Here is a 22,453-nt window from a genome sequence, read left to right as displayed (position 1 = left end):
TCAGGCCGTTTCCACATCCAGCATGTAGCCAAAGCCGCGTACCGTCTGAATGCTGGCGCCCGTGCCTTCCAGGCGCTTGCGCAGGCGGTACACATAGACTTCGACGGCGTTTTCGCTGAAGTCGGCATCCCAGGCCGAAAGCGAGTTCACGATCTGGCGCTTGGTCACGACGCGGCCGACGCGGGCCATCAGCATTTCCAGAACCGAAAGTTCGCGCACCGACAGGGACAAGCGCTGGCCATTGGCGCGGACTTCGCGGCCGACGGTGTCGAACACCAGCGGTCCGACTTCGATCAGGGGTTGCGCCTGGCCGGCACGGCGCCGGCCGAAGGCGCGCACGCGCGCCGCCAGCTCGGGCAGTTCGAAAGGTTTGGTGACGTAATCATCGGCCCCGGCATCCAGGCCGGCGACGCGGTCCTCGATGCCATCGCGGGCGGTGAGAATCAGCACGGGGACCTGGTTGCCGTCCTGCCGCAACTGCCGCAGCACGTCCAGTCCGCTCATACCGGGGAGGTTGAGGTCGAGCAGCATCAGGTCGTAGGGCTGACCTGCCAAGGCGCCCAGAACCCGGTCGCCCTCGGTCAGCCAGTCGACCGCATAGCCTTGGTCGGCCAGAAATTCCTGGAGCGCGTGGCCCAGGGTGGTGTCGTCTTCGATTACCAGAACTCGCATGCGGCGATTCTAGCGCGATCCCGGCCGGAACGGGGCGTGAAATACGCCCCGGGGCCGGGAAGCGTTCAAGGTGCGGACGGAGCCGGGGCGGCTCCGGCTGCGGCGGGGGTTGCCGCGCCCGCGGCGCCGCCCGAAGGAGGCGTGGTGACGAACCCGATGCGCGTCATGCCCGAACGGCGCGCCGAAGCCATGACCTTGGCCAGCGTCTCGTAGCGGGTGTTCTGATCCGCGCGGATGCGGATCTCGGGTTGCGGCTTGGTGCCGGCGATCGACTTGAAGCGGTTGGGCAGGTCGTCGATATTGACCGGCTTCTCGTCCCAGAACAGCGCGCCGCTGGCATCGATGGCCAGGTCGACGGTCTTGGGCTCTTCCTCGATCTGCTCGGCGGCCACCTGGGGCATGTTGATCTTGATCGAGTGCGCCAGCAGCGGCGCGGTGATGATGAAGATCACCAGCAGCACCAGCATCACGTCGATCAGGGGCACCATGTTGATCTCGGAAACCGTGTGGCTTCCGGACCCTTTGCCCTCGAAGCTGCCAAAGGCCATTATTCGCTCCCGCGTTGAGCCGCAGCGCCGTTGCCGTTCTGGCGGCGCAGGGCGCGCACCTTGCCGTCGGACAGCGCAACTTGCTGGCCGGTGGTCAGGAACGCGAACAAATCATGCGCGAAGGCATCCAGGCGCGACAGGAACACGCGGTTGTTGCGCACGAAGGTGTTGTAGGCCAGCACCGCGGGAATGGCGACCGCCAGGCCCAGGCCCGTCATGATCAGCGCTTCGCCCACCGGACCAGCGATGCGGTTGATGGTCACGCCATCGGACAGGCCGATGCCGACCAGGGCATGGTACACGCCCCAGACCGTACCGAACAGGCCCACGAACGGCGCCGTCGAACCGACCGACGCCAGCACCGTCAGGCCGTTTTCCAGCTTGGCGGTTTCTTCGTCGATCACCTTGCGCATGGTGCGCGTGACGAAATCGGTATTGCTCCCGGCTTCTTCCAGCTTGGTCGCGCCGAACTTGTTGTGATGCGCCTGCGCATGCATGGCATGGCTGGCCAAGTGCGAGAACGGATCGCGCGCGCCGTGCGTGACGATTTCGTTTTCCACCTGCTCGAGCGAGCTGGCATTCCAGAACTTGTTCAGGAAGTCCGCCGAGCGCTTGCGCATGCTGACGTTGCTGGCCACCTTGACCAGGATCAGGTACCAGGTCACCAGCGACATCAGGATCAGGATGATGAACAGGCTCTTGCCGACAAAGTCGCTCTGCGCAATGAAGTGCATGAAACCCATGTCGGGGACCGCGATGGGAGCCGGCGCGGCAGGCAGCGCCGAGGGCAGCGCGGCGGCGGCGCCTTGCAGCGTGTCGGCCGACTGCTGGACAGCGCCAGCGGCTTGCTGAGCCACGGCGCCGACGGTCGAGGCGGCTTGTTGGGCGGCGGGCGCGGCCGCAGCCGCGGCAGGCGCAGCAGCGGCGGCAGCCGGCGCTGCCGGGCTGGTGGTCGCCTGCGCCACCAGGGTGGCGCTATGCAGTGCGTTGGACATCTCAGTTCCTCATTACGAAATCGAACGGAATTTTGGCTTTGGCGGGATAGGCCACGCCGTTACGGGTATACGGTTTGAAACGGCCCTTGCGGGCGGCTGCCAGCGCCGACTCGTCCAGGCGCGGAAAGCCCGAGGAAGCGTCGATGGTTGCCCGCTCGACCAGCCCCTGGGTATTGATCTCGACCAGCACCACCACCCGGCCCTCTTCCCGCATGCGGCGCGAGGCCATCGGGTAATTGGGCATGGGACGCGCGCCCTGGAACTCGATGCTGGAAACCAGCACCGGTTGGTCGGGCGGCGGTCCCTGCTGCGGCCCTTGCGGCGCCTGGGTGCCTTCGGGCGCGCCGCTGGGCGGCGCCTTCGGCGCGTCCGGCTTGGGCTCGACCTTGACGTCCTGCTTGGGCTCCGGCTTGGGCTTAGGCTTGGGTGGCGGCTTGGGTTTGGGCTTGGGCGCCGGCATCGGCGGCTTTTCAACCACCGGTTCCGGTTCGGGTTCAGGCTCCGGCTCGGGCTTGAGTTCGGGCTCAGGCTCGGGTTCCGGTTCAATCTCGGGTTGCGGCTCGGGCGGCGTTTCCGTCACCGGTTGCGGCTCTTCGGGAGTGGGCTCGGCCTTGGCGATCTGGGGAATGGGCGCATCCACCACGCTCACCATGATGGCTTCCGGTTCCTCGAGTTCAGGACGATTCTCGGGCGCCATGAAGATGGCTCCTATCACTGCCGCATGCAGCGCCAGGACCGTCAGGCCAGCGCCTGCGCGTATACCGAATGAAGAGCGCGAAGAAGAATTCCAACCGCGTTGAAAACTAGGCATGAATCAGCCAGAGTGCATTGACTTATCCGGCCAGCCAGTAAAAGACGCACACGCAATGGCGACGGCTGCTGACCGGTACAAGCCCACAATAATATCTTAAATGCGAATGATTCGCACGTCCTATTTCATCTGATCCGGTCCTACATTTCTGACCTGGATCAATGCGCCCGAGCAATGCAAGCCAGCTCAGTCAATGAAGAACAAAACCCAAAACAAAAAACCCGCCACCATGACGTGTGCGGGTTTTGTGCGGAGCGCATATCGGAGCTTTTGGTGGGTGCTACAGGGGTCGAACCTGTGACCTACGCCTTGTAAGGGCGCCGCTCTACCAACTGAGCTAAGCACCCATTTTGATGCAGCCTCAAGACGAAATTCGCGAAAAATCCGTACAAGCAACTGCCAACCGGGGCACTCAAAAGCAATACGCGGGCCGGAGTATACCGGACCGCGCACTTGTGGGCAAATCGCCAGGTCTGCGCCTGCGATCCGCCCGCCGTCCATTAGTTGACGGCGTCCTTCAGGGCCTTGCCCGGACGGAACTTCGGCACCTTGGCCTTCTTGATCTTGATGGTTTCGCCGGTGCGCGGATTACGGCCGGTGCGAGCGGCGCGAGCCGACACAGCGAACGTGCCAAAGCCAACCAACGTAACCGTACCGCCCTTCTTCAGGGTGGTCTTGACGGCACCGATCAGGGCGTCGAGCGAACGACCAGCGGCAGCCTTGGAGATGTCAGCCTTGCTGGCGATGTGATCGATGAGTTCGGTTTTGTTCATTCAGGTGTACCCCTCACAAGGTATTGAGTCTGCCGGTAGTGCAGTTCACGGCCGTCATGATGGACGCCGCTGAAGACGCAAGACCCGACAAACGACGAACAGACAGTGGATAAACTTTTTTCTTGCGCTGCGAAGCACAACTTTTAAACTGCTGCGCCGCTTGGATTCAATGGCAAATTGCCTTCAAATCGTCAGCGACGCAGACGTGTATTAGGCCTTGGCGTGGCGCGGCTGTCAAGCGAAAACCTCACCACAACCCGCGCCAATACTAGCTTTTAGACCTTTTCGCAATAAACAGAAACACGCATTTCGGGATTTGCGCGACACCCCCGAACGCGATAGTTAACTTGCGTCAGACCTCGGCCCATCGACGCAGCAAATTGTGATAGATGCCGGTGAGCTGCACGATGGAAGGATGCCCCGCGGCGTCCTGGTTCAAGCGCTGTATGGCCACGTCCATGTCCAGCAACAGCGCGCGCTGGCTGTCTTCGCGCACCAGGCTCTGCATCCAGAAAAAGGACGACACGCGCGCGCCGCGCGCCACCGGATTCACCTTGTGCAGGCTGGTGCTGGGATACAGCACCATGTGCCCGGCGGGCAGCTTCACCGCGCGCGGGCCATAGGTATCGTCGATGACCAGTTCGCCGCCATCGTAGGAGTCGGGCTCGGAGAAGAACAAGGTGGCCGACAGGTCGGTACGCACGCGTTCGGCCGTGCCGGCAATGCCGCGCACGGCGTTGTCCACGTGATAGCCGAAGGACTCGCCGCCCTCGTAGCGATTGAACAAAGGCGGAAAGATCTTGCGCGGCAACGCGGCGGACATGAACAGGTTGTTGACCGCCAGGCGCTGCAGGATCAGGTTGCCCAGCTCCTGCGCCAAGGGGTGCTGCTCCGGCAATTGGCGGTTGCGCTTGACCTCGGCCGACTGATGCCCGGCCGTGACTTTGCCGTCGACCCAATCGGCGGCGTCCAGGCGGCGCCGGATCTCGGCCGCCTCTTCAGGCGTAAAAACTTCTGCGATCTGTATAAGCATGGGCACTATCCCGATGGCGTTGCAGGCGCGGCCAGCCACCGGCCGCGCGCGTGCCGCATTATCCCTGCAGGCAGCCGTTGAGCGCCTGATCGAAATCAAACAGCAGATCGGCTTCGTCTTCGATGCCCACGGACACGCGGATGAGGCTGTCCGCGATGCCCATCTGCTTGCGGCGCTCGGCGCCCATCTCGTAATAGATGGTGTGAGCGGCGGGCAGCGCCAAGCTGCGCGTATCGCCCAGGTGAGTCGCCATCAGCACGATGCGCAGGCGGTTCAGGAAATCGAAGCAATCCACCCCATCGGCCAGTTCCACGCCCAGCAGCCCGCCGAAGCGCGAACCGAACAGCGCCGCCGCGCGCGCATGTTGCGGGTGGCTGGCCAGCCCAGGGTAATGCACCTTGGCCACGCCGGGATGCTCTTCCAGGAAGCGCGCCAGCGCCAGCGCGTTGGCGCAATGCTTGGCCATGCGCAGGGCCAGCGTCTCGGCGCCCACCGCGATGCGGTGCGCGGGCTCGGCCGCCAGGGTGCCGCCCATGTCGCGCAGACCCTTCTTCTTGATCTGCGTAAGGCCCCAACTAGTGGGCGCGCCCTTGCGATAGGCCTCGTAGATGTTCGAGTCATCCGACCAATCGTACAAGCCAGTATCCGTCACGGCCCCGCCCAAGGCATTGCCATGGCCGCCGATGTACTTGGACAGCGAGTTCATCACCAGCGACGCGCCGACCGAGGCCGGCCGGAACATCCACGGCGTGGTCAAGGTATTGTCGACCACGTAGACCAGGCCCTTCTCGCAGCAGATCTCGCCGATCACCGCCAGGTCGGCAACTTGCGTGCCCGGATTGGCGATGGTTTCGGTGAAGACCATGCGGGTATTGGGCTGGATCGCCGCGCGCACCTGCGACGAATCGGTCGCGTCCACGAAGGTGATCTCGATGCCCAGTTCCAGCAGCGTGCCCAGCAGGCTGTTGGTGTTGCCGAACACGAACTGGCTGGATACCAGGTGGTCGCCGCGGCGTAGCAGCGTGGTGAAGATCGCGGCCAGCGCGGCCATGCCGGTCGCGAAGCTGACCGTGCCCTTGCCACCTTCCATCTGGTTGACCTTGGCCTCCAGCGCAGTGGTGGTGGGCGTGCCCTGGCGGGCGTAGGTAAAGCCAGCTTTGCCTTGGAAGACCGCAGCCAGCTCGCGGGCGTCTTCGTAAGCGAACTCCGAGGACGGATGCATGGGCTTGTGCACCGCTCCGTGCTCGACGGATTGCTTGCGGTCGGAATGGAGGATCGTGGTGGTAAAGCCGTTCTGGTGCATGATGGGCTGACGCGAAGAGGATGTGGTCTACAGGATAGGCAAGGCGGATGGATCAGGAACGGCGCTGACGCACGGTTTCGTATAGGCAGACGGCGCTGGCCACGCTGACGTTCAGGCTTTCCACCGAACCCAGCATGGGAATGTTCACCAACTGGTCGCAGGTTTCCCGCGTCAGGCGGCGCATGCCCTCGCCTTCCGCCCCCATGACCCAGGCCATGGGCTGGCGCGCATCGATCTGGTGCATGCTGTCGGTCGCCTGGTCGTCGGTACCCACCAGCCACACGCCGCGGTCCTTCAGGCTGCGCATGGTGCGCGCCAGGTTGGTCACCATCAGATAGGGCACCGTGTCGGCGGCGCCGCAAGCCACGCGTTGCACGGTCGCGTTCAGGCCAACGGCCCGGTCGCGAGGGGCGATGACCGCGTGCACGCCAGCGGCGTCGGCCGTACGCAGGCAGGCGCCCAGGTTGTGCGGATCGGTCACGCCATCGAGTATCAGCAGTAGCGGCGGACCTTCGATGACGTCGAGAACTTCGTCCACGTCCACCGCCAATTGGCGTTCTTCGGCCAGCGCCACCACGCCCTGGTGGCGAGTGCCGCGGGACAAGCCGTCCAGGCGCTCCATGGGGACCGGATGCAGGCGGCAGCCCGCTTTCTCGGCCTGCTCGATGAACGTCTGCATCCGCTTGTCGCGGCGCGATGCCTCTACATAGATTTCCTTGATCGAGTCGGGCGCGTGGCGCAGCCGCGCAACAACCGCGTGAAACCCGGCCAGGACTTGGGTCGACGCCATAAATGCAATACCTTTAGATAAACGAATACCCGCCCCAGAGCGGGGCGGGCCACCGGACCAAGCCGGGCATAGATGCAATGTTACCCCTTATGGCTCGGCCGCCAAACGACGGCCTGGCCATAAAGAAGCATCAGTGGCGCTTGTGCGCGGCCTTCTTGGCCGGCGCGGCGCGCTTGGACGCCTTGGGCGCCCTGGGCGGCTTGCTGGCCTTCTTGGCTTCGGCGCGCCGCTCCTTGGCGGTCTGGCCCTTCAGGGCGGCGGGCTTGGGCGAGGCCGCCTTCTTCACGCGGCGCGACGGCTCATCCGGCCCGCGGGCCGAGGCCTTGCGCAGAGCGTCGAAGCTCGTACCTTGCACCAGGCGGAACTCGATGCGGCGGGCCTCCAGGTCCACGCGCGAGACCTGGACCTGAACCTTGTCGGTCAGGCGGTAGCGCATGCCGGTGCGCTCGCCGCGCAGCTCGTGCAGGGCGTCGTTGAACTGGAAGTACTCACCGCCCAGTTCGGAAACATGTACCAACCCTTCGACGTGCAGGGTATCCAGCGTGACGAAGATGCCGAAGCTGGCGACGCCGGTAACGGTGCCGCTGAAGTCCTCGCCCACGCGTTCCTTGACGAACCAGCACTTGAGCCAGGCCTCGACGTCACGCGACGCCTCGTCGGCGCGGCGCTCGCTGGCGGACAGGACCAGGCCCATCTTTTCCCAGATGGCGTGTTCGTGTTCGCGTTGCGTACGGCCTATCACCACAGGCTGGTCTTCCAGGCTGGGCACATACCGCTGGCCGGCCAGCAACGCCTTGATGACACGGTGCGTCAGCAGGTCGGGATAGCGGCGGATGGGCGAGGTGAAGTGGCTGTAGCCAGGATAGGACAGGCCGAAGTGGCCCATATTGTCCGGGCTGTAAACCGCCTGCTGCATGGAGCGCAGGCACATGGTCTGCAGCAGCTGGTAGTCGGGACGTCCGCGCACCGAATCCAGGAAGTCGCCGTAGTCCTTGGCCGTGGGCGTCTCGCCCCCGCCCAGCGACAGGCCCATGGTGCGCAGGAATTCACGCAGCGATTGCAGGCGCTCGGGGGTAGGCCCTTCGTGGATGCGGTACAGGCCGGGATGCTTGCTGCGGGTCATGAAGTCGGCCGCGCAGGTGTTGGCGGCCAACATGCATTCCTCGATCAGCTTGTGGGCATCGTTGCGTACCGACGGCACGATCTGCTCGATGCGGCCGAGCTCGTTGCAGACGATCTTGGTCTCGACCGTGTCGAAATCGATGGCGCCGCGCTTCTTGCGCCCTTGCGCCAACAACTGATAGAGCTCGTACAGGTGCTGGACCTGAGGCATGACGCTGCGCATGGCATGCGCCGCCGGGCCGCCGGGTTGCTGCAAGGCGGCCCAGATGTTCGTATAGGTGGTGCGCGCATGCGAATGCATGACCGCGTTATAGAACTGGTAGGCCGTGACCGTACCCGCCTTGGCGCCGCTGGCCGGGATAACCATGTCGCAGACCAGCACCAGGCGGTCGACGTCCGGGTTCAGCGAACACAGGCCGTTGGACAGCGATTCCGGCAACATCGGGATGACCCGGCGGGGGAAGTACACGCTGGTGCCGCGTTCGATCGCGTCGTCGTCCAGCGCGTCGCCCGGACGCACGTAGTGGCTCACGTCGGCAATGGCCACCAGCAGGCGCCAGCCCGGACGCTTGCGCTGGCCCGTGCCCAGTTCCACGGGTTCACAGTAAACGGCATCGTCGAAGTCGCGCGCGTCCTCGCCGTCGATGGTGATGAGCGGCACGTCGCGCAGATCGACGCGGTCTTTCAGGTCGGTCTTCTTGACCACATCCGGCAGGCGCGCCGCCTGCTTACGCGCGGCCTCCGAGAATTCGACCGGCACGTCGAACTTGCGCACCGCGATCTCGATTTCCATGCCGGGATCGTCGATCTCGCCCAGCACCTCGGCCACGCGGCCCAGCGGCTGCGTATGGCGCGTGGGCTGCTCCATGATTTCAACCGCGACCACCTGCCCGTGCTGGGCGCCGTTGGTATCGCTGGGCGGAATCAGGATGTCGTGCTTGATGCGCTGGTCCTCGGGAACGACGATGGACAGGCCGTGTTCGTGCAGAAAGCGCCCCACCAGCTTGTTGGTGCGGCGTTCGATGACTTCGACGATGGTGCCTTCAGGCTTGCCGCGGTATTCGCCGGCAGGCTTGACCAGCACGCGATCGCCATGCAGCACCTTGAGCATTTCGCGCGGCGACAGGAACAGATCGGGCCCGCCATCATCGCGCAGCAGGAAGCCGAAGCCGTCGCGATGCCCCAGCACCTTGCCGGCAACGAAGTCCAGTTTGGTGGCCAGCAGCAACACGCCCTTGCGATTGGGCATCAATTGCCCGTCGCGCTCCATGGCGCCCAGGCGGCGCTCAAATCCCACCATCGTCGCGGCGCGCTCGACGCCCATGCGTTCGGCCAGTTCCACCGGAGACAGCGGCGAGCCTGCGGCGCGCAGCGCTTTCAGGATGGCTTCACGGGACGGGACATCAGGATCGAAGTCCGGCGGCGCTTCGGGCAAGGGTGTTGATCTGTTGTTATTCGATTCGTTATTCGATCGTTTTGCCAAAGCTAAAATTTCCGTATATAATGCGCAGCTTCTGTGGTTCGCCCAAGGCTGAACACTGAAGCAGAAAATGGTCAGAAGGTTGGGAAGTTTAAAGCCCAGCCGGGGTTGAAAAGCAAGTTGCTTAAAACCGTATTGTAGAACCAACTGCACTTTGGAAGCATGCTTTAGTTAATGTGTTTTAACTGAAGCGATGCAACTAGGGCGGCAGCGTATCACATACTTCTGACAGTATCTCTCAGTGCCCAGGTGGCGGAATTGGTAGACGCGCACGGTTCAGGTCCGTGTGCCGCAAGGTGTGGAGGTTCGAGTCCTCTCCTGGGCACCACGGAATTTCAATCAAGACTATGCAAGCCAGTCTTGATGGCAACGGCTAAAAAGCCCCGGAAATCGCAAGATTTCCGGGGCTTTTGCTTTGCGCCTTGCAAACCCTGCCCTTCAACGCCAAGGCACTTTGCGGTTCAAATGATGCCGTGCGTACAGATCGGCGCCCATGCCTTCGATCTGGCCATCGATCAATGCCTCGAAAGGCCGCAGCAGCGCATCGAAATTCATCGGCGCCTCGATGGCGTTCAAGGCATGCGTCACGGCCTCTATCGTGGACAAGGCACCTGCCACATCGGCATGGCGCACGCGATAGCGCGTGGAGAGTCCCGCAGGCAACATCACGCGCGGCAAAGCGGCAAGCGCAGGATTGATATGCAGCAGCTTGCGCGCATGCCCCCAGGTGCCGTCGGGCACGATCAACCTGATGGGCGCGCCGAGATCCTGCCCGTAGCCAGGCACCAACACCTCAGCGCCCTCGCCGGGAAACAGCAAGCGAGGCAGGTGGCCGGGCAACGCCCAGTCGTCTTCTGAAAAATATTCGCCCACCACGCGTTGCGCGCCCGCCAATCCCAGCACGGCCAATCTTGCGGTGTTCAAGGCATGACGCGCCTCGCTGGGATGCTGCAGCACCACGACTCGAGTACGGCAGGAAAGCGAGGGAATCAGCGCGCACAGACAGTGCGATAGAGGACGCAGGCAACGCGTGCAAAGGGTACGGGACATGGGGCGACACTATATCGAATGTTCGAAAGCGGCCCGGCAGCAAAAAATATGAAAAAAAACCCACACGACTTGCACACTTCTAAAAAAGTGTGCATAATCTCATTCCTCTGCTGCTGAACAAGAAACAACGCGAAAGCGAAGCGACAAGTAAAGCATCAGCGCCCAGGTGGCGGAATTGGTAGACGCGCACGGTTCAGGTCCGTGTGCCGCAAGGTGTGGAGGTTCGAGTCCTCTCCTGGGCACCAATTATTACATCACGAGGTACCTGCGTGATGCGCCAAAAAAACCCCGAACGCGTAAGCGTCCGGGGTTTTTTCTTTGTCGGGCCCATTTTGCTTGCCCGGCTCGCAATTTTCTTGAGCCGGGCGGGACTGCCCTACTTCAGCACATGCGTCATGACCACGTGCGGAATACCGGCCTCGACGAATTCCTCGCCTTCCACATTGAAACCGTGCGCCTGGTAGAAGCCCGCCGCATGCGTCTGCGCGTGAAGCACCAGCATGCGATGGCCGTCGCCATGGCCTTGTTTGATCAACGCGTCCAGCAACTGGCTGCCGACGCCCATGCCCCGCGCCTTCTTGTGGACCGCCATGCGGCCGATGTGACCGTCGGGCAAAAGCCGGCCCGTACCCATCGGCGTGCCGTCCGGGCCGTAGGCCACGGCGTGCACCGACACGGCGTCGTCGTCGTCCAGCTCGACTTCGGGTGGCACTTTCTGTTCGACGACGAACACCTCGTGACGCACCGAATATGCGTCGTCGCGCAAACGGTCCCAGGTTCCCAGGGCGATACGCACCGTAGCTTGTTTGTTGGTCGACATGTCCATCCCTCGCGTGCAGCAAATGAATAAAAGAATCCTACGCCTCATTTTAGGCAGGGATGAACAAGTGCCAAAAGGGGGTACGATCGCGGCTTGCCCACGTCGTCCATGTTCCGCCACATGCCGCCTGCCGCTCCCCCCGCCTGGTTGAAAGCCGCGCCCGCGCTCTTCCTGCTTCTCTGGTCCAGCGGTTTCGTCGTGCTCAAAGTGGGTCTGGCCTATGCCGACCCCATGACGTTCCTGGCCTTGCGCTATGCCTGCGTGGTGCTGATTCTTGCGCCCTTCATGCTGGTTCTGCGCCCGCCGCTGCCGCGCGGCGCCAGCGCCTGGGGCCATCTGGCGATGGTCGGGCTGCTGTTGCAGGCAGGCTACTTCTGTTTCACCTACCTGTCGCTCAAACAGGGCATGTCGGCCGGCGCCGTGGCGCTGATCACCTCACTGCAGCCTATCCTGATCGGCCTGCTGGCGCCGGCGATCGCGCACGAGAAAGTCGATGCCCGCCGCTGGGCCGGCCTGGGCCTGGGGGTATCGGGCGCCGCGCTGGTGATCATCGCCAAGGCCTCGATCGACGTGCTCTCGCCGCTAGGCCTGGCGTTCGCCATCTGCGCCCTGCTCTGCATCACTGGGGGCACCCTGTATGAAAAGCGCTACGGCGTGCAAACGCATCCCGTCACCTCCAATATGGTGCAGTACGCGGTCGGCCTGATCGCCACCGCGCCGTTGGCGTTCTGGCTGGAGCCGATGCACATCGAGTGGACCGGCCCCTTGCTGGGTTCGCTGGCTTATCTGGTCGTGGGCAATTCGCTGGTGGCCATCACCTTGCTATTGACCATGATCCGCTACGGCGAGGCCTCGCGCGTGTCCGCGCTGTTCTTCCTGGTACCGCCTTGCACGGCCGTCATCGCGCTGATCATCCTGGGCGAAGCCATCCCCGCGCTGGCCTGGCCCGGCATGGCGCTGGCGGCGCTGGGCATCCTGCTGGTGACGCGCACGGCACAAGCGTCGCCCAAGTAGAATGAGCGCCCCTCCAGGTCCCTGTCCATGAACGCCGTCATTACCTCCGCCCTGCCGGTCTTCGCGCTGATCCTGACCGGCTGGCTCGCCGCCCGCTGGCGCATCCTGGGTTCCGGCGCCACCGACGCCCTGAATCGCTACGTCGTCTATCTGTCGCTACCCGCGCTGCTGTTCCGCGCCATGACGCAAGTGGACCTGGCGCACATGGCGCATTGGGGTTTCGTGGGCGCCTTCGCGGGCGGCATCGCGGTCACGTTCCTGGTCTCTTTTGCCGGCGCGCGCCGCACGCAGCGCGCGCTGACCGACCGCGGCATCCAGGGCCTGGCCGCCTCCTACGCCAACGCCGGCTACATGGGCATTCCGCTATGCCTGGCGCTGTTCGGCCCCGACAGCATGGCGCCCGCTACTTTCACCACCCTGCTCACCGCCAGTGTGCTGTTCGGCTGCGCCATCGCCCTGATCGAGTTCGACCGCCAGCAGACGCCCAACCTGCCCTCCACGCTGCTCAAGGTCGGGCGCGCGCTGCTGCGCAATCCGCTGCTGGCGGCGCCGCTGCTGGGCCTGGCCTGGGCCTTCACCGGGCTCGCCCTGCCGGAGGGCGTGGACCGCTACGTGGCCTTGCTCGGCGCGTCCGCCAGCCCCTGCGCGCTGGTCACGATAGGCCTGTTCCTGGCGCAGACGGAGACGTCCAGCTCGGGGCCGGGCGTCATGCGTCTGGTCACCGGCAAGCTCTTGCTGCAGCCCGCTGTCACGGCCGTGCTGGCGTTCTATGTCTTCACCATGCCGCCGGTATGGGCCTGGACCGCGGTGCTGATGAGCGCGCTGCCGATCGGCACAGGGCCTTTCATGCTGGCGCAGATGTACGGCCGCGACGCCCGCGTGACCTCGCGCGCCATCCTGGTCTCCACGGTGGCGTCGGTGCTGACTGTCAGCCTGCTGGTCGCCTGGATCAGCGCCCATCCGCTTTCCTGACGCCTTTCACCATGCTGCTCGCCGCCGCCATTTTCGTACTCACCATCACCCTGGTCATCTGGCAGCCCAGGGGCCTGTCGATAGGCTGGAGCGCCGTGCTGGGCGCCGCGCTCGCGCTGGCCACGGGGGTGGTCCACCCGGCCGACATCGCGGATGTCTGGCGCATCGTCTGGAACGCCACCGCCACCTTCATCGCCATCATCGTTACCAGCCTGATCCTGGACGAGGCCGGCTTCTTCGAATGGTCGGCGCTGCACGTGGCGCGCTGGGGCGGCGGCCGGGGCCGGCTGCTGTTCGTCCTGATCGTGCTGCTGGGCGCGGCCGTTTCCGCACTGTTCGCCAACGACGGCGCGGCGCTGATCCTCACGCCCATCGTCATGGAAATGCTGGTGGCGCTGGGCTTCGGCCCCGGCGCTTCGCTGGCCTTCGTGATGGCCGCGGGCTTCATCGCGGACACAGGCAGCATTGCGCTGATCGTGTCCAACCTGGTCAACATCGTCTCGGCCGACTTTTTCAACATCGGCTTCGGCGAGTACGCGTCGGTGATGCTGCCGGTGAACCTGATGGCCGTGGCATCGACCCTGGCGGTGCTGTTGCTGTTCTTCCACCGCAGCATTCCGCCGCGCTATGACGTAAGCCAACTGCCCGCGCCCGCTTCCGCGATCCGCGACCTGACCACGTTCCGCGCCGGCTGGATCGTGCTGGCGCTGCTGCTGGCGGGCTTTTTCATCCTGGAACCCATGGGCATCCCGGTTAGCGCCATCGCCGCCGTCGGGGCGCTGGGCCTGCTGCTGATCGCCGGGCGGCAGCATATCGTCGGCACGCGGCGCATCATGCGCGAGGCCCCGTGGCACATCGTGGTCTTCTCGCTGGGCATGTACCTGGTGGTGTACGGCCTGCGCAACGCCGGCCTGACCGCGCACCTGGCGCAGGTGCTGGACCGTTGCGCGGAATATGGCGTGTGGGGCGCGGCGATGGGCACGGGCCTGATCACCGCCTTTCTGTCGTCCATCATGAACAACCTGCCCACCGTGCTCGTGGGCGCGCTGTCGATCGCGGACACCAGCGCCACCGGCGCGGTGAAGGATGCCATGATCTACGCCAACATCATCGGCAGCGATCTCGGCCCCAAGATCACGCCCATCGGCAGCCTGGCAACGCTGCTATGGCTGCACGTGCTGGCGCGCAAAGGCCTGCGCATCACCTGGGGCTATTACTTCAGGGTCGGCATCGTGCTGACCTTGCCGGTGCTGCTGCTGACCTTGGCGGCGCTGGCGTGGCGGCTGCAATAGGCGGCCAGGCGGTTTTATATTACTTTTAGTTATTTAAAAGGCATTAATAGATGGTTTGAGTTAGGCTTGCGCCGCTTTAGACTTTCAAACCTACACGGGTGCCTGCGCGCGCCCGTTTTGCTTTCTTACGCATCAGATCCCCGGGACTCGCCCATGAGCACCAACGCTTCCACCCTCCCCCTGCCGTCTTCCGCCCTGCCGCCCATCCAGATCAACCGCAAGCCGCTCTGGATCGCCTTGCTGCTGGTGCTGGCGGGCGCGCTCTACCTGAACCAGACCGTCAGCTGGCGCCAGGGCGCGCTGTGGGTGATCGGCGCCCTGCTGGGCGTAACGCTGTACCACGCCTCTTTCGGCTTCACGCAAGCCTGGCGCGTGTTCGTGTCCGACCGCCGCGGCGCCGGACTGCGCGCGCAGATGCTGATGCTGGCCGTGGGCGTGCTGCTGTTCTTCCCCTTTCTGGCGGCGGGCTCGCTGTTCGGCCAACCGGTCAGCGGCTTCGTGTCGCCGCCTGGCGTCTCGGTCCTGCTGGGCGCCTTCCTGTTCGGCATCGGCATGCAGCTGGGCGGCGGCTGCGCCTCGGGCACGCTGTTCGCGGTCGGTGGCGGCAATACCCGCATGGTGGTCACGCTGCTGTTCTTCATCATCGGCTCGGTCATCGCGACCGCCAACTTCGGCTGGTGGTCGAACCTGCCGGCGCTGGCCCCGACTTCGCTGATCAAGACCTGGGGCCTGGCTCCCGCGCTGGCCATCAACCTGGCCGTGTTCGCGTTGATCGCGTGGGCGGCCACTGCGCTGGAAAAGCGCCGCCACGGCCATGTGATCTCCTTTGCCTCGCGCACCGCGCGCCCGGCGTCCTTGCTGCAAGGTCCCTGGCCGCTGATCTGGGGCGGCGTGGCGCTGGTGGTGCTGAACTTCGCCACGCTGGCGCTCGCCGGCCGCCCCTGGGGCATCACCTCCGCCTTCGCGCTGTGGGGCGCCAAGACGCTGGACGCCTTCGGCGGCGACGTGGCCACCTGGGCCTACTGGGCCAAGCAGCCCTCGCTGGCCGCGCCGCTGCGCCAGGACGTCACCACCGTCATGGACATCGGCCTGATGCTGGGCGCGCTTGCCGCCGCCAGCGCCGCCGGCAAGTTCGCGCCCATCTGGAAGGTGCCGGCCCGCTCGCTCATGGGCGCCGTCATCGGCGGCCTGCTGCTGGGCTACGGCTCGCGCCTGGCCTTCGGCTGCAATATCGGCGCCTACTTCAGCGGCATCCTGTCGGGCAGCCTGCACGCCTGGCTGTGGCTGCCTGCCGCCTTCGCCGGCAGCGCCCTGGGCGTGCGCCTGCGTCCGGCTTTCGGCCTCGCGGTCGAGAAGACTCCGGCCGCTTCCAGCTGCTGAGAAACAGTATTCCAGGACCTTCCCCCGGCACGAGGGGACGGCTCCTGGTGTATGGTTGCTCCATCCCGAAATACGGAGATGGACATGAGCTGGTTTTTCGGCCGTTACACGGCTTTCTTGTTGACCCTGATCGGCGCTGCGGTCACTGCGGCCCTAGCCGCGACCAGCTCGCTCTGGTGGCTGTGGCTGGCCGTGCCGCTGGCGCTGCTGGGCGCGCTGGGCGTCTATGACCTGGTGCAGACCCGCCACGCCATCCGGCGCAACTATCCGGTCCTGGGCAATCTGCGGTTCCTGTTCGAGTTCATCCGGCCCGAGATCCGCCAATACTTCCTGGAAGACGACACGCAGGCCGCGCCGTTCTCGCGCGCGCAGCGTTCCATCGTCTATCAGCGCGCCAAGCGCGAAATCGACAAGCGCCCCTTCGGAACCCAGGAAGACGTCTACGGCGACCGCTACGAATGGATCAACCATTCCATGTCGCCCTCGCAAATCCCCGACACCGACTTCCGCGTCACTGTGGGCGGCCCCGAGTGCAAGCAGCCGTACTCCATGTCCGCGTTCAACGTGTCGGCCATGAGCTTCGGCGCCTTGTCGGCCAATGCCGTCCTGGCCCTGAACGAGGGCGCCCGCCAGGGCAACTTCGCGCACGACACCGGCGAAGGCGGCATCAGCCGCTACCATCGCCAGCCGGGCGGCAGCCTGGTCTGGAATATCGGCTCGGGCTACTTCGGCTGCCGCGATGAACACGGCGCGTTCTCCGAAGAGGCCTTCGTCAAGAATGCCTGTACGCCGCAGGTCAAGATGATCGAGATCAAGCTGTCGCAAGGCGCCAAGCCCGGCCACGGCGGCATCCTGCCTGCGGGCAAGGTCACACCCGAGATCGCCGAGGCGCGCGGCGTCGTGGCCTGGCAGGACTGTAATTCGCCAGCCACCCATTCCGCCTTCGACTCGCCCATCGGCCTGATGAAATTCGTGGCACGCCTGCGCGAGTTGTCCGGCGGCAAGCCGGTGGGCTTCAAGTTCTGCGTGGGCCACCCCTGGGAATGGTTCGCCATCGTCAAGGCCATGCTGGAAACCGGCATCACGCCGGACTTCATCGTGGTGGACGGGGCCGAAGGCGGCACCGGCGCCGCGCCCGTGGAATTCGTGGACCACGTCGGCACACCCCTGCGCGAAGCGCTGCGCCTGGTCCACAACACGCTGATCGGCGTGAACCTGCGCGACCGCATCAAGCTAGGGGCGTCCGGCAAGATCATCACGGCCTTCGACATGGCCCGCGTCATGGCCATGGGTGCGGACTGGTGCAACGCCGCGCGCGGCTTCATGTTCGCCATCGGCTGTATCCAGGCCCAGGCCTGCCATACCGGCAAATGCCCCACCGGCGTCACCACGCAAGACCCGCTGCGGCAGCGCGCGCTGGTGGTGCCGGACAAGGCGCAGCGCGTGGCCAACTTCCACCGCAACACCCTGCATGCGCTGGCGGAACTGTTGGCGGCAGCCGGCCTGACTCACCCCGGCCAGCTCCGTCCGCACCATATCGCGCGCCGCATCTCGTCCAGCGAAATCCGGCTGCTGTCGGCGCTGTTCCCGGAGCTGGCGCCCGGCGAACTGCTGCGCGGCGAATTCCGTCACCAGGTGTTCCGCGCCGGCTGGTCGATGGCCCAGGCCAGTTCGTTCCAGCCGACCCACGACATCACCACGGCCTTGGCGCAAGAACACGCCGCCCACTCCACACCGGCCGCCGCGCAAGTCTGAGCCGGTTGGCGCCTGGCGCTACAACCAGCGCTCGAACATGCGCGAGAAGAACTCCATCGAACGGTCTCCCACGCCCCTGGCCTGCCAGGCCTCGGGCGTGATCCGCACCGCATCGGCGACGTCGCGCTGGAACAGCGACTCCATTTCCGCCGCGAATTCAGGCCCCAGCACCACCGCGTTGATTTCGTAGTTCAGGGCGAAGCTGCGCCAATCCAGGTTGCTGGAACCCACCGTGGACCACACGCCGTCCACCACCGCGGTCTTGGCATGCAGGAGCGCATCGCGCCGCTCGTAGATCTTCACGCCGGCCGCCAGCAGATCCGTGTAGTGCGACCGTCCCGCATGGAACACCAGCGAGGAATCGCTGAAGCCGGGCAGTACCAGCGCCACGTCCACGCCGCGCCGCGCCGCGTCCGTCAGGACGTCGATGAAGGCCGGGTCCGGCACGAAGTACGCCATGGTGATGTGGATGTATTCCTGCGCGCTTTCAAACGCCGACATCAGCGTCAGGTAGACGGTGTAGCCATCGCTGCGGTCCGGCTGGTTGGCCAGGATCCGCACGGTCGTCGCGCCTGCTGGTGGCGCCACCTGCGAGTCGCCGCCCTTGATCGGTTCCTTGGACTGGGATTCCCAACCTGCGCGGAGGACTTGCTCCAGCTGGGCCACTGCTGGCCCCTCGATACGCAGGTGCGTGTCGCGCCATGGCGCCGCCTTGGCGTCCGCCGCAGCGGGCGCGTCGGCCTTGCCGGCGCCGCTTCCCGATCCCGATCCCGATCCTGATCCCGATCCTGATCCAGACCCGGGCGAAGATTCGTAGACGCTGCTGACGTTGATGCCGCCCAGGTAGCCGACCTTGCCGTCCACCACCAGCACCTTGCGATGGTTGCGCTGGTTCGGCGACCAGCCCGCGCGGCCGCTGGCCGGGTTGACCGGATTGAATATCGCCACCTGCACGCCCGCGTCGCGCAGGCGCTGGAACAAGGCATCGGGCGTCTTGATGGTCCCTACCGCGTCGACCATCAAGGACACCTCGGCGCCGCGATTGCGCGCCGCGATCAAGGCCTCGGCAAAGCGCGCGCCTTCGGCATCATCGTCGAAGATATAGGTTTCCATGTGCACATACCGGCGCGCCTGCGCAATGGACTGCAGCATGGCGCGATAGGTGCTGGGCCCGTCGGCCAACAGCCGGACGCGGTTGCCGGCCACCAGCGGCGCGCCACTGACCGCCTGCTCGACGGCAAGGTGACGCGCGAGGAAATCATCCTTGGGAGTCCGCGGATCCGCCGCGATGCCCTGGCCGCGGCGATAGCTGTCCTGCGCGGCGTCGGCCGACAGGCCGGCCTGCGACTCGCGCGCGCGGCGCTCCTGCGCGTCGGGAACGCTGGCGCACGCCGCCAGCAAGGCCGCGCACACCAGCGGCAGCAGCCACCGGTACGCGCCGGCCAGCCACGGCCACTTGTCCCGCCGCAGTCCCGGCCGGCGCACCGCCGCGGGCGGCTTCATGGCTTTCCGGCTTAGCGGCGGCCGCCCGAAGCCAGCAGGCAGCCGAGCAAGGCGCCCACCAGCGCCGCCACGCCCACCGACTTCCAGGCATGTTCATGCACGTACTCGTCGGCGTAGGCGGTGGCGCGGCGCGCGCGCTCCCGTGCCGCGCCCTCCCAATCACCGGCGGACTCGCGCGCCTCGGCCACCTGGCGCTTCAGGCGCGCGCGCGCCGCCTCGATCTCGGAACCTGTGTATGTAGCGGTCGACCGCAGGAGGTCTTCCGTACCGGCGAGCAGTTCATGGAAGCTGTCGCTCACCCGTTCACGGTGCAGGGCCATTTCGGCGCGTTGGTGCTTACGGTTCATCGTCGCTCCTTGTCGTTGTCGGGCCTCGCGGAGTCGGGCCGCCTGACGCAACGCAGCATGCCGCGTTCCCGGACCGGCCCGCGCATCGCGTGGCCCCATTGTGACCATCATCGGCTGCCCCCGCCAGAGCTTTGGCAACCAGCGGTAAACCGATATTTCAACGCGAGCAAACGTATCGGAAGACAGCGTGCGCTCACCGGCGCAGACGCTCGCGCTCCTCTTTCGAATTCGTAAAAGTCCATTGCATTCAGCGGCTTGGCGCTTGACACCGGCCCTGCCCTGGCGGCCACAATAGACTTTTGCAATGCGCCAGAACCGCCTGGTCTGGACCTCCCAACGCCGTGTTTCCCAAGCGCTTGCCGCCCAGGGGTAGTCCGGCGACAGAAAAGGAACAGGACGCATGGTTTCGCCTTCCGCACTGTTTGCCCCCGCCGCGCCGACGTTCATCGCCCAAGAGCCGCAGCCTCCCAGCGCCGAACAAATCGAACTGCGCGACGGCTTGCTGGCGCGTCACGCGCACATCGATCCCAAGTTCCTTTATGACGCGCTGGGCTCGGCGCTCTTCACCGCCATCACGCAGTTGCCGGAGTACTACCCGACGCGCTGCGAGTCGGAAATTTTTCAGCGTCACGGCGCTGATATCGCGCGCCACATCGGCCCGGTGCTCTCGATGATAGACCTGGGCGCGGGCGATTGCGTCAAGGCCGAACGCCTGTTTGCCAGCCTGCGCCCGCGCCATTACGTGCCCATCGACATCTCGGCCGACTACCTGCAAGCCGCGGTGCGCCGCCTGCAGCTGTCCTACCCCGACCTGCAGATCACCGCCCTGGGCCAGGACTTCACGCATGCGCTAGCCCTGCCCGCCAGCGTGCCGGCCGAACAGAGGCTGTTCTTCTATCCCGGCTCCAGCATCGGCAATCTCAGTCCCGAGGACGCGCATGCCATGCTGCGGCGGATCCGCGAACAATGCGCGGGCGGCGGACTGCTGGTGGGCGTGGACCGAGTCAAGCCCAAACAGGTGCTGGAGCCCGCCTACGACGACGCGCTGCACCTGACCGCAGCCTTCAACCTGAACCTGCTGCGGCACGTGAACAGCGTGCTGGACGCCGATTTCGACGTGGACGACTGGCGGCACGTGGCGCTTTTCAACAGCGCCAGTTCGCGCATCGAAATGCATCTGGAAGCGCAGCGCGCGGTGCGCGTGGCCTGGCCCGGCGGCGCGCGCGCATTCAGCGCCGGCGAACGCATCCACACCGAGAATTCCTACAAGTTCACCCCCCAAGCCTTTGCCGACCTGCTGCAAAGCGCCGGCTACCACGATGTCGCGCACTGGTCGGATTCCCGCGGCTGGTTTTCGGTTTTCAGCGCCCGCGCCTGAAGCGGGCCCGCCCTCAACGCCACTGGAGGATCGCCATGGAACCTGCGTGCCTGCTGACTCACCCCGCCACCGGACCTTACGCTGCCGGCCAGGCGGGGCAGCACGACCGCTACGACGCCGTGCGCTCGACCAACACGGCCCTGGCCGCTCCCCTGAGCCCTGAGGATTGCCAGGTGCAATCCATGCCGGACTGTAGCCCGGTCAAATGGCATCTGGCCCATACGACCTGGTTCTTCGAGACCTTTCTGCTGACGCGCTTTCATCCGCCCTATTCGGTCTTCCATCCGCAGTACCGCATGCTTTTCAACTCCTACTACAACGCCGTCGGCGCCAAGCATCCGCGTCCACACCGAGGCCTGCTGTCGCGCCCCGCGCTGGCGGAGGTGCTGCACTACCGCCGCCACGTGGACGAGGCCATGCATGAGCTGATCTCGCGCCTGGGCGGCAACGACCCCGCCTTCGATGCCTTGCTGGAGCTCGGGCTGAATCATGAGCAGCAGCACCAGGAACTGATCCTGACCGATCTGAAGCACATGCTGTCGGCCAATCCGCTCAAGCCCGCCTACGTGGCGCCCGGAACGCCCGCGCTGCCGCCTGGCACGCCTGCCGGCTGGACCCGCTACGCCGGCGGCGTCAGCCGCATCGGCCACGACGGCAGCGGTTTCGGTTTCGACAACGAAGGCCCCGCCCATGACGTGCTGCTGGCGCCGTTCCATCTGGCCGACCGGCTGGTGACCCAGCACGAGTACCTGGCCTTCATCCGCGACGGCGGCTACAAGCGCCCCGAACTCTGGCTGTCGCTGGGCTGGGATCGGGTCTGTGCCGAAGGCTGGCGTGCGCCGCTCTACTGGGAAGGACAACGCGAAGACTGGCGCATCTTCACGCTACGCGGCATGCAGGAACTGGAACTGCAGGCGCCGGTGACGCACATCAGCTACTTCGAGGCCGATGCCTACGCGCGCTGGGCGCGCGTGCGGCTGCCGCGCGAAGCCGAATGGGAACATGCCGCCCGCCAACTGCCCGAAGGCGCGCTGACCGCGCGCGCCAACATGCTGGAAAACGGCCACCTGGACACACGCCCTGCCCCCGCGCGCAACGGCACGGGCGGCCCCGTGCAACTGTTCGGCGATGCCTGGGAATGGACCTCCAGCGCCTACGACGCCTACCCCGGCTTCAAGCCCGACAGCGGCGCGGTGGGCGAATACAACGGCAAATTCATGTGTAACCAGTACGTGCTGCGGGGCGGCTCCTGCGCCACGCCCAGGGACCACATCCGCCCCAGCTATCGCAACTTTTTCCCGCCCGAAGCCCGCTGGCAGTTCTCCGGGATCCGCCTGGCGCGGGACGCATGAGGCACTTCTTTGAAATTTGAGTATGGATTGCTTGCGCACGCCAAAAATTTCATGCTAGAATTT

The 22,453-nt window shown here is 65.3% G+C and carries 20 protein-coding genes and 3 tRNA genes; 9 read left to right on the top strand and 14 right to left on the bottom strand.

Features of this window, described 5'->3' with window-relative positions; genetic code table 11:
- The 10 genes from AXYL_RS09760 to rnr form a co-directional block, all read right to left on the bottom strand.
- Window positions 1–672: a response regulator transcription factor gene (locus AXYL_RS09760; protein WP_006218435.1), complete on the bottom strand. Its 672-nt coding sequence runs from the start codon at window positions 670–672 to the stop codon at window positions 1–3.
- 65 nt (window positions 673–737) lie between these two features.
- On the bottom strand, window positions 738–1,220 hold the full coding sequence (locus AXYL_RS09755) for an ExbD/TolR family protein (protein ID WP_013392624.1): 483 nt from the start codon (window positions 1,218–1,220) through the stop codon (window positions 738–740).
- Window positions 1,220–2,215, bottom strand: a complete 996-nt coding sequence (locus AXYL_RS09750) for a MotA/TolQ/ExbB proton channel family protein (RefSeq protein ID WP_013392623.1) — start codon at window positions 2,213–2,215, stop codon at window positions 1,220–1,222. Before AXYL_RS09750 ends, AXYL_RS09755 begins: the two co-directional genes overlap by 1 nt.
- 1 nt (window position 2,216) lies before the next feature.
- Window positions 2,217–3,026, bottom strand: coding sequence for an energy transducer TonB (locus AXYL_RS09745; RefSeq protein WP_013392622.1), 810 nt, complete (start codon window positions 3,024–3,026; stop codon window positions 2,217–2,219).
- Window positions 3,027–3,297: 271 nt separating this feature from the next.
- Window positions 3,298–3,373, bottom strand: a tRNA-Val gene (locus AXYL_RS09740).
- A gap of 153 nt (window positions 3,374–3,526) precedes the next feature.
- The gene (locus AXYL_RS09735) at window positions 3,527–3,799 is read right to left on the bottom strand and encodes an HU family DNA-binding protein (RefSeq protein ID WP_003812968.1); all 273 of its coding nucleotides are present in this window, start codon (window positions 3,797–3,799) and stop codon (window positions 3,527–3,529) included.
- A gap of 352 nt (window positions 3,800–4,151) precedes the next feature.
- Entirely contained in the window at window positions 4,152–4,832 is a 681-nt protein-coding gene (locus AXYL_RS09730; protein WP_013392621.1) for a Fe2+-dependent dioxygenase, read from the bottom strand.
- 58 nt (window positions 4,833–4,890) lie between these two features.
- Window positions 4,891–6,135 (bottom strand): cystathionine gamma-synthase family protein, encoded by a 1,245-nt coding sequence (locus AXYL_RS09725; protein ID WP_013392620.1) that lies wholly within the window; start codon window positions 6,133–6,135, stop codon window positions 4,891–4,893.
- Between the two features lie 52 nt (window positions 6,136–6,187).
- Complete coding sequence (gene rlmB / locus AXYL_RS09720) at window positions 6,188–6,925, bottom strand: 23S rRNA (guanosine(2251)-2'-O)-methyltransferase RlmB (protein WP_013392619.1); 738 nt, start codon at window positions 6,923–6,925, stop codon at window positions 6,188–6,190.
- A gap of 130 nt (window positions 6,926–7,055) precedes the next feature.
- Window positions 7,056–9,530 carry a ribonuclease R gene (gene rnr / locus AXYL_RS09715; protein ID WP_013392618.1) on the bottom strand — a complete coding sequence of 825 codons (2,475 nt, stop codon included), beginning with the start codon at window positions 9,528–9,530 and terminating at the stop codon, window positions 7,056–7,058.
- A gap of 240 nt (window positions 9,531–9,770) precedes the next feature.
- Between rnr and AXYL_RS09710 the strand changes: the two genes are divergently transcribed.
- Window positions 9,771–9,855, top strand: a tRNA-Leu gene (locus tag AXYL_RS09710).
- A 110-nt stretch (window positions 9,856–9,965) separates the two neighbouring features.
- On the opposite strand, the gene AXYL_RS09705 is transcribed toward AXYL_RS09710, so the two are convergent.
- Window positions 9,966–10,577 (bottom strand): tRNA-uridine aminocarboxypropyltransferase, encoded by a 612-nt coding sequence (locus AXYL_RS09705; protein WP_013392617.1) that lies wholly within the window; start codon window positions 10,575–10,577, stop codon window positions 9,966–9,968.
- Window positions 10,578–10,737: 160 nt separating this feature from the next.
- Here AXYL_RS09705 and AXYL_RS09700 point away from each other — a divergent pair.
- A tRNA-Leu gene (locus AXYL_RS09700) sits at window positions 10,738–10,822 on the top strand.
- A 131-nt stretch (window positions 10,823–10,953) separates the two neighbouring features.
- On the opposite strand, the gene AXYL_RS09695 is transcribed toward AXYL_RS09700, so the two are convergent.
- Window positions 10,954–11,403, bottom strand: coding sequence for a GNAT family N-acetyltransferase (locus tag AXYL_RS09695; protein ID WP_162470883.1), 450 nt, complete (start codon window positions 11,401–11,403; stop codon window positions 10,954–10,956).
- A gap of 114 nt (window positions 11,404–11,517) precedes the next feature.
- On the opposite strand from AXYL_RS09695, the gene AXYL_RS09690 reads away from it, so the two are divergent.
- The 5 genes from AXYL_RS09690 (at window position 11,518) to AXYL_RS09670 (ending at window position 17,810) form a co-directional block, all read left to right on the top strand.
- Window positions 11,518–12,411, top strand: a complete 894-nt coding sequence (locus AXYL_RS09690) for a DMT family transporter (RefSeq protein ID WP_041655327.1) — start codon at window positions 11,518–11,520, stop codon at window positions 12,409–12,411.
- Window positions 12,412–12,438: 27 nt separating this feature from the next.
- A complete protein-coding gene (locus AXYL_RS09685; RefSeq protein WP_013392614.1) occupies window positions 12,439–13,383 on the top strand; it encodes an AEC family transporter in 945 nt (314 codons plus the stop codon).
- 11 nt (window positions 13,384–13,394) lie between these two features.
- The gene (locus tag AXYL_RS09680) at window positions 13,395–14,675 is read left to right on the top strand and encodes an arsenic transporter (RefSeq protein WP_013392613.1); all 1,281 of its coding nucleotides are present in this window, start codon (window positions 13,395–13,397) and stop codon (window positions 14,673–14,675) included.
- A 153-nt stretch (window positions 14,676–14,828) separates the two neighbouring features.
- A complete protein-coding gene (locus AXYL_RS09675; RefSeq protein ID WP_013392612.1) occupies window positions 14,829–16,055 on the top strand; it encodes a YeeE/YedE family protein in 1,227 nt (408 codons plus the stop codon).
- An 84-nt stretch (window positions 16,056–16,139) separates the two neighbouring features.
- Window positions 16,140–17,810 (top strand): FMN-binding glutamate synthase family protein, encoded by a 1,671-nt coding sequence (locus AXYL_RS09670; RefSeq protein WP_013392611.1) that lies wholly within the window; start codon window positions 16,140–16,142, stop codon window positions 17,808–17,810.
- A gap of 18 nt (window positions 17,811–17,828) precedes the next feature.
- Here AXYL_RS09670 and AXYL_RS09665 read toward each other — a convergent pair whose 3' ends face one another.
- Complete coding sequence (locus tag AXYL_RS09665; RefSeq protein WP_013392610.1) at window positions 17,829–19,313, bottom strand: phospholipase D-like domain-containing protein; 1,485 nt, start codon at window positions 19,311–19,313, stop codon at window positions 17,829–17,831.
- 11 nt (window positions 19,314–19,324) lie between these two features.
- The gene (locus tag AXYL_RS09660) at window positions 19,325–19,660 is read right to left on the bottom strand and encodes a DUF883 family protein (protein WP_013392609.1); all 336 of its coding nucleotides are present in this window, start codon (window positions 19,658–19,660) and stop codon (window positions 19,325–19,327) included.
- A gap of 400 nt (window positions 19,661–20,060) precedes the next feature.
- On the opposite strand from AXYL_RS09660, the gene egtD reads away from it, so the two are divergent.
- Together egtD and egtB are read left to right on the top strand one after the other, a co-directional pair.
- On the top strand, window positions 20,061–21,038 hold the full coding sequence (gene egtD / locus AXYL_RS09655; protein ID WP_013392608.1) for an L-histidine N(alpha)-methyltransferase: 978 nt from the start codon (window positions 20,061–20,063) through the stop codon (window positions 21,036–21,038).
- Window positions 21,039–21,073: 35 nt separating this feature from the next.
- Window positions 21,074–22,390 carry an ergothioneine biosynthesis protein EgtB gene (egtB, locus tag AXYL_RS09650; protein WP_013392607.1) on the top strand — a complete coding sequence of 439 codons (1,317 nt, stop codon included), beginning with the start codon at window positions 21,074–21,076 and terminating at the stop codon, window positions 22,388–22,390.
- Window positions 22,391–22,453: the final 63 nt, after the last annotated feature.

The organism is Achromobacter xylosoxidans A8 (assembly GCF_000165835.1).
GTDB classification, from domain to species: Bacteria; Pseudomonadota; Gammaproteobacteria; order Burkholderiales; family Burkholderiaceae_B; genus Achromobacter; species Achromobacter xylosoxidans_B.
This window is presented reverse-complemented; position numbering and strand designations above follow the sequence as displayed.

What these genes read in the sequence shown, in the direction of transcription:
- AXYL_RS09760 (WP_006218435.1), bottom strand. Translation starts at nt 672, where the DNA reads ATGCGAGTTCTGGTAATCGAAGACGACACCACCCTGGGCCACGCGCTC.
- AXYL_RS09755 (WP_013392624.1), bottom strand. Translation starts at nt 1,220, where the DNA reads ATGGCCTTTGGCAGCTTCGAGGGCAAAGGGTCCGGAAGCCACACGGTT.
- AXYL_RS09750 (WP_013392623.1), bottom strand. Translation starts at nt 2,215, where the DNA reads ATGTCCAACGCACTGCATAGCGCCACCCTGGTGGCGCAGGCGACCACC.
- AXYL_RS09745 (WP_013392622.1), bottom strand. Translation starts at nt 3,026, where the DNA reads ATGCCTAGTTTTCAACGCGGTTGGAATTCTTCTTCGCGCTCTTCATTC.
- AXYL_RS09735 (WP_003812968.1), bottom strand. Translation starts at nt 3,799, where the DNA reads ATGAACAAAACCGAACTCATCGATCACATCGCCAGCAAGGCTGACATC.
- AXYL_RS09730 (WP_013392621.1), bottom strand. Translation starts at nt 4,832, where the DNA reads ATGCTTATACAGATCGCAGAAGTTTTTACGCCTGAAGAGGCGGCCGAG.
- AXYL_RS09725 (WP_013392620.1), bottom strand. Translation starts at nt 6,135, where the DNA reads ATGCACCAGAACGGCTTTACCACCACGATCCTCCATTCCGACCGCAAG.
- rlmB (WP_013392619.1), bottom strand. Translation starts at nt 6,925, where the DNA reads ATGGCGTCGACCCAAGTCCTGGCCGGGTTTCACGCGGTTGTTGCGCGG.
- AXYL_RS09705 (WP_013392617.1), bottom strand. Translation starts at nt 10,577, where the DNA reads ATGTCCCGTACCCTTTGCACGCGTTGCCTGCGTCCTCTATCGCACTGT.
- AXYL_RS09695 (WP_162470883.1), bottom strand. Translation starts at nt 11,403, where the DNA reads ATGGACATGTCGACCAACAAACAAGCTACGGTGCGTATCGCCCTGGGA.
- AXYL_RS09690 (WP_041655327.1), top strand. Translation starts at nt 11,518, where the DNA reads ATGCCGCCTGCCGCTCCCCCCGCCTGGTTGAAAGCCGCGCCCGCGCTC.
- AXYL_RS09685 (WP_013392614.1), top strand. Translation starts at nt 12,439, where the DNA reads ATGAACGCCGTCATTACCTCCGCCCTGCCGGTCTTCGCGCTGATCCTG.
- AXYL_RS09680 (WP_013392613.1), top strand. Translation starts at nt 13,395, where the DNA reads ATGCTGCTCGCCGCCGCCATTTTCGTACTCACCATCACCCTGGTCATC.
- AXYL_RS09675 (WP_013392612.1), top strand. Translation starts at nt 14,829, where the DNA reads ATGAGCACCAACGCTTCCACCCTCCCCCTGCCGTCTTCCGCCCTGCCG.
- AXYL_RS09670 (WP_013392611.1), top strand. Translation starts at nt 16,140, where the DNA reads ATGAGCTGGTTTTTCGGCCGTTACACGGCTTTCTTGTTGACCCTGATC.
- AXYL_RS09665 (WP_013392610.1), bottom strand. Translation starts at nt 19,313, where the DNA reads ATGAAGCCGCCCGCGGCGGTGCGCCGGCCGGGACTGCGGCGGGACAAG.
- AXYL_RS09660 (WP_013392609.1), bottom strand. Translation starts at nt 19,660, where the DNA reads ATGAACCGTAAGCACCAACGCGCCGAAATGGCCCTGCACCGTGAACGG.
- egtD (WP_013392608.1), top strand. Translation starts at nt 20,061, where the DNA reads ATGGTTTCGCCTTCCGCACTGTTTGCCCCCGCCGCGCCGACGTTCATC.
- egtB (WP_013392607.1), top strand. Translation starts at nt 21,074, where the DNA reads ATGGAACCTGCGTGCCTGCTGACTCACCCCGCCACCGGACCTTACGCT.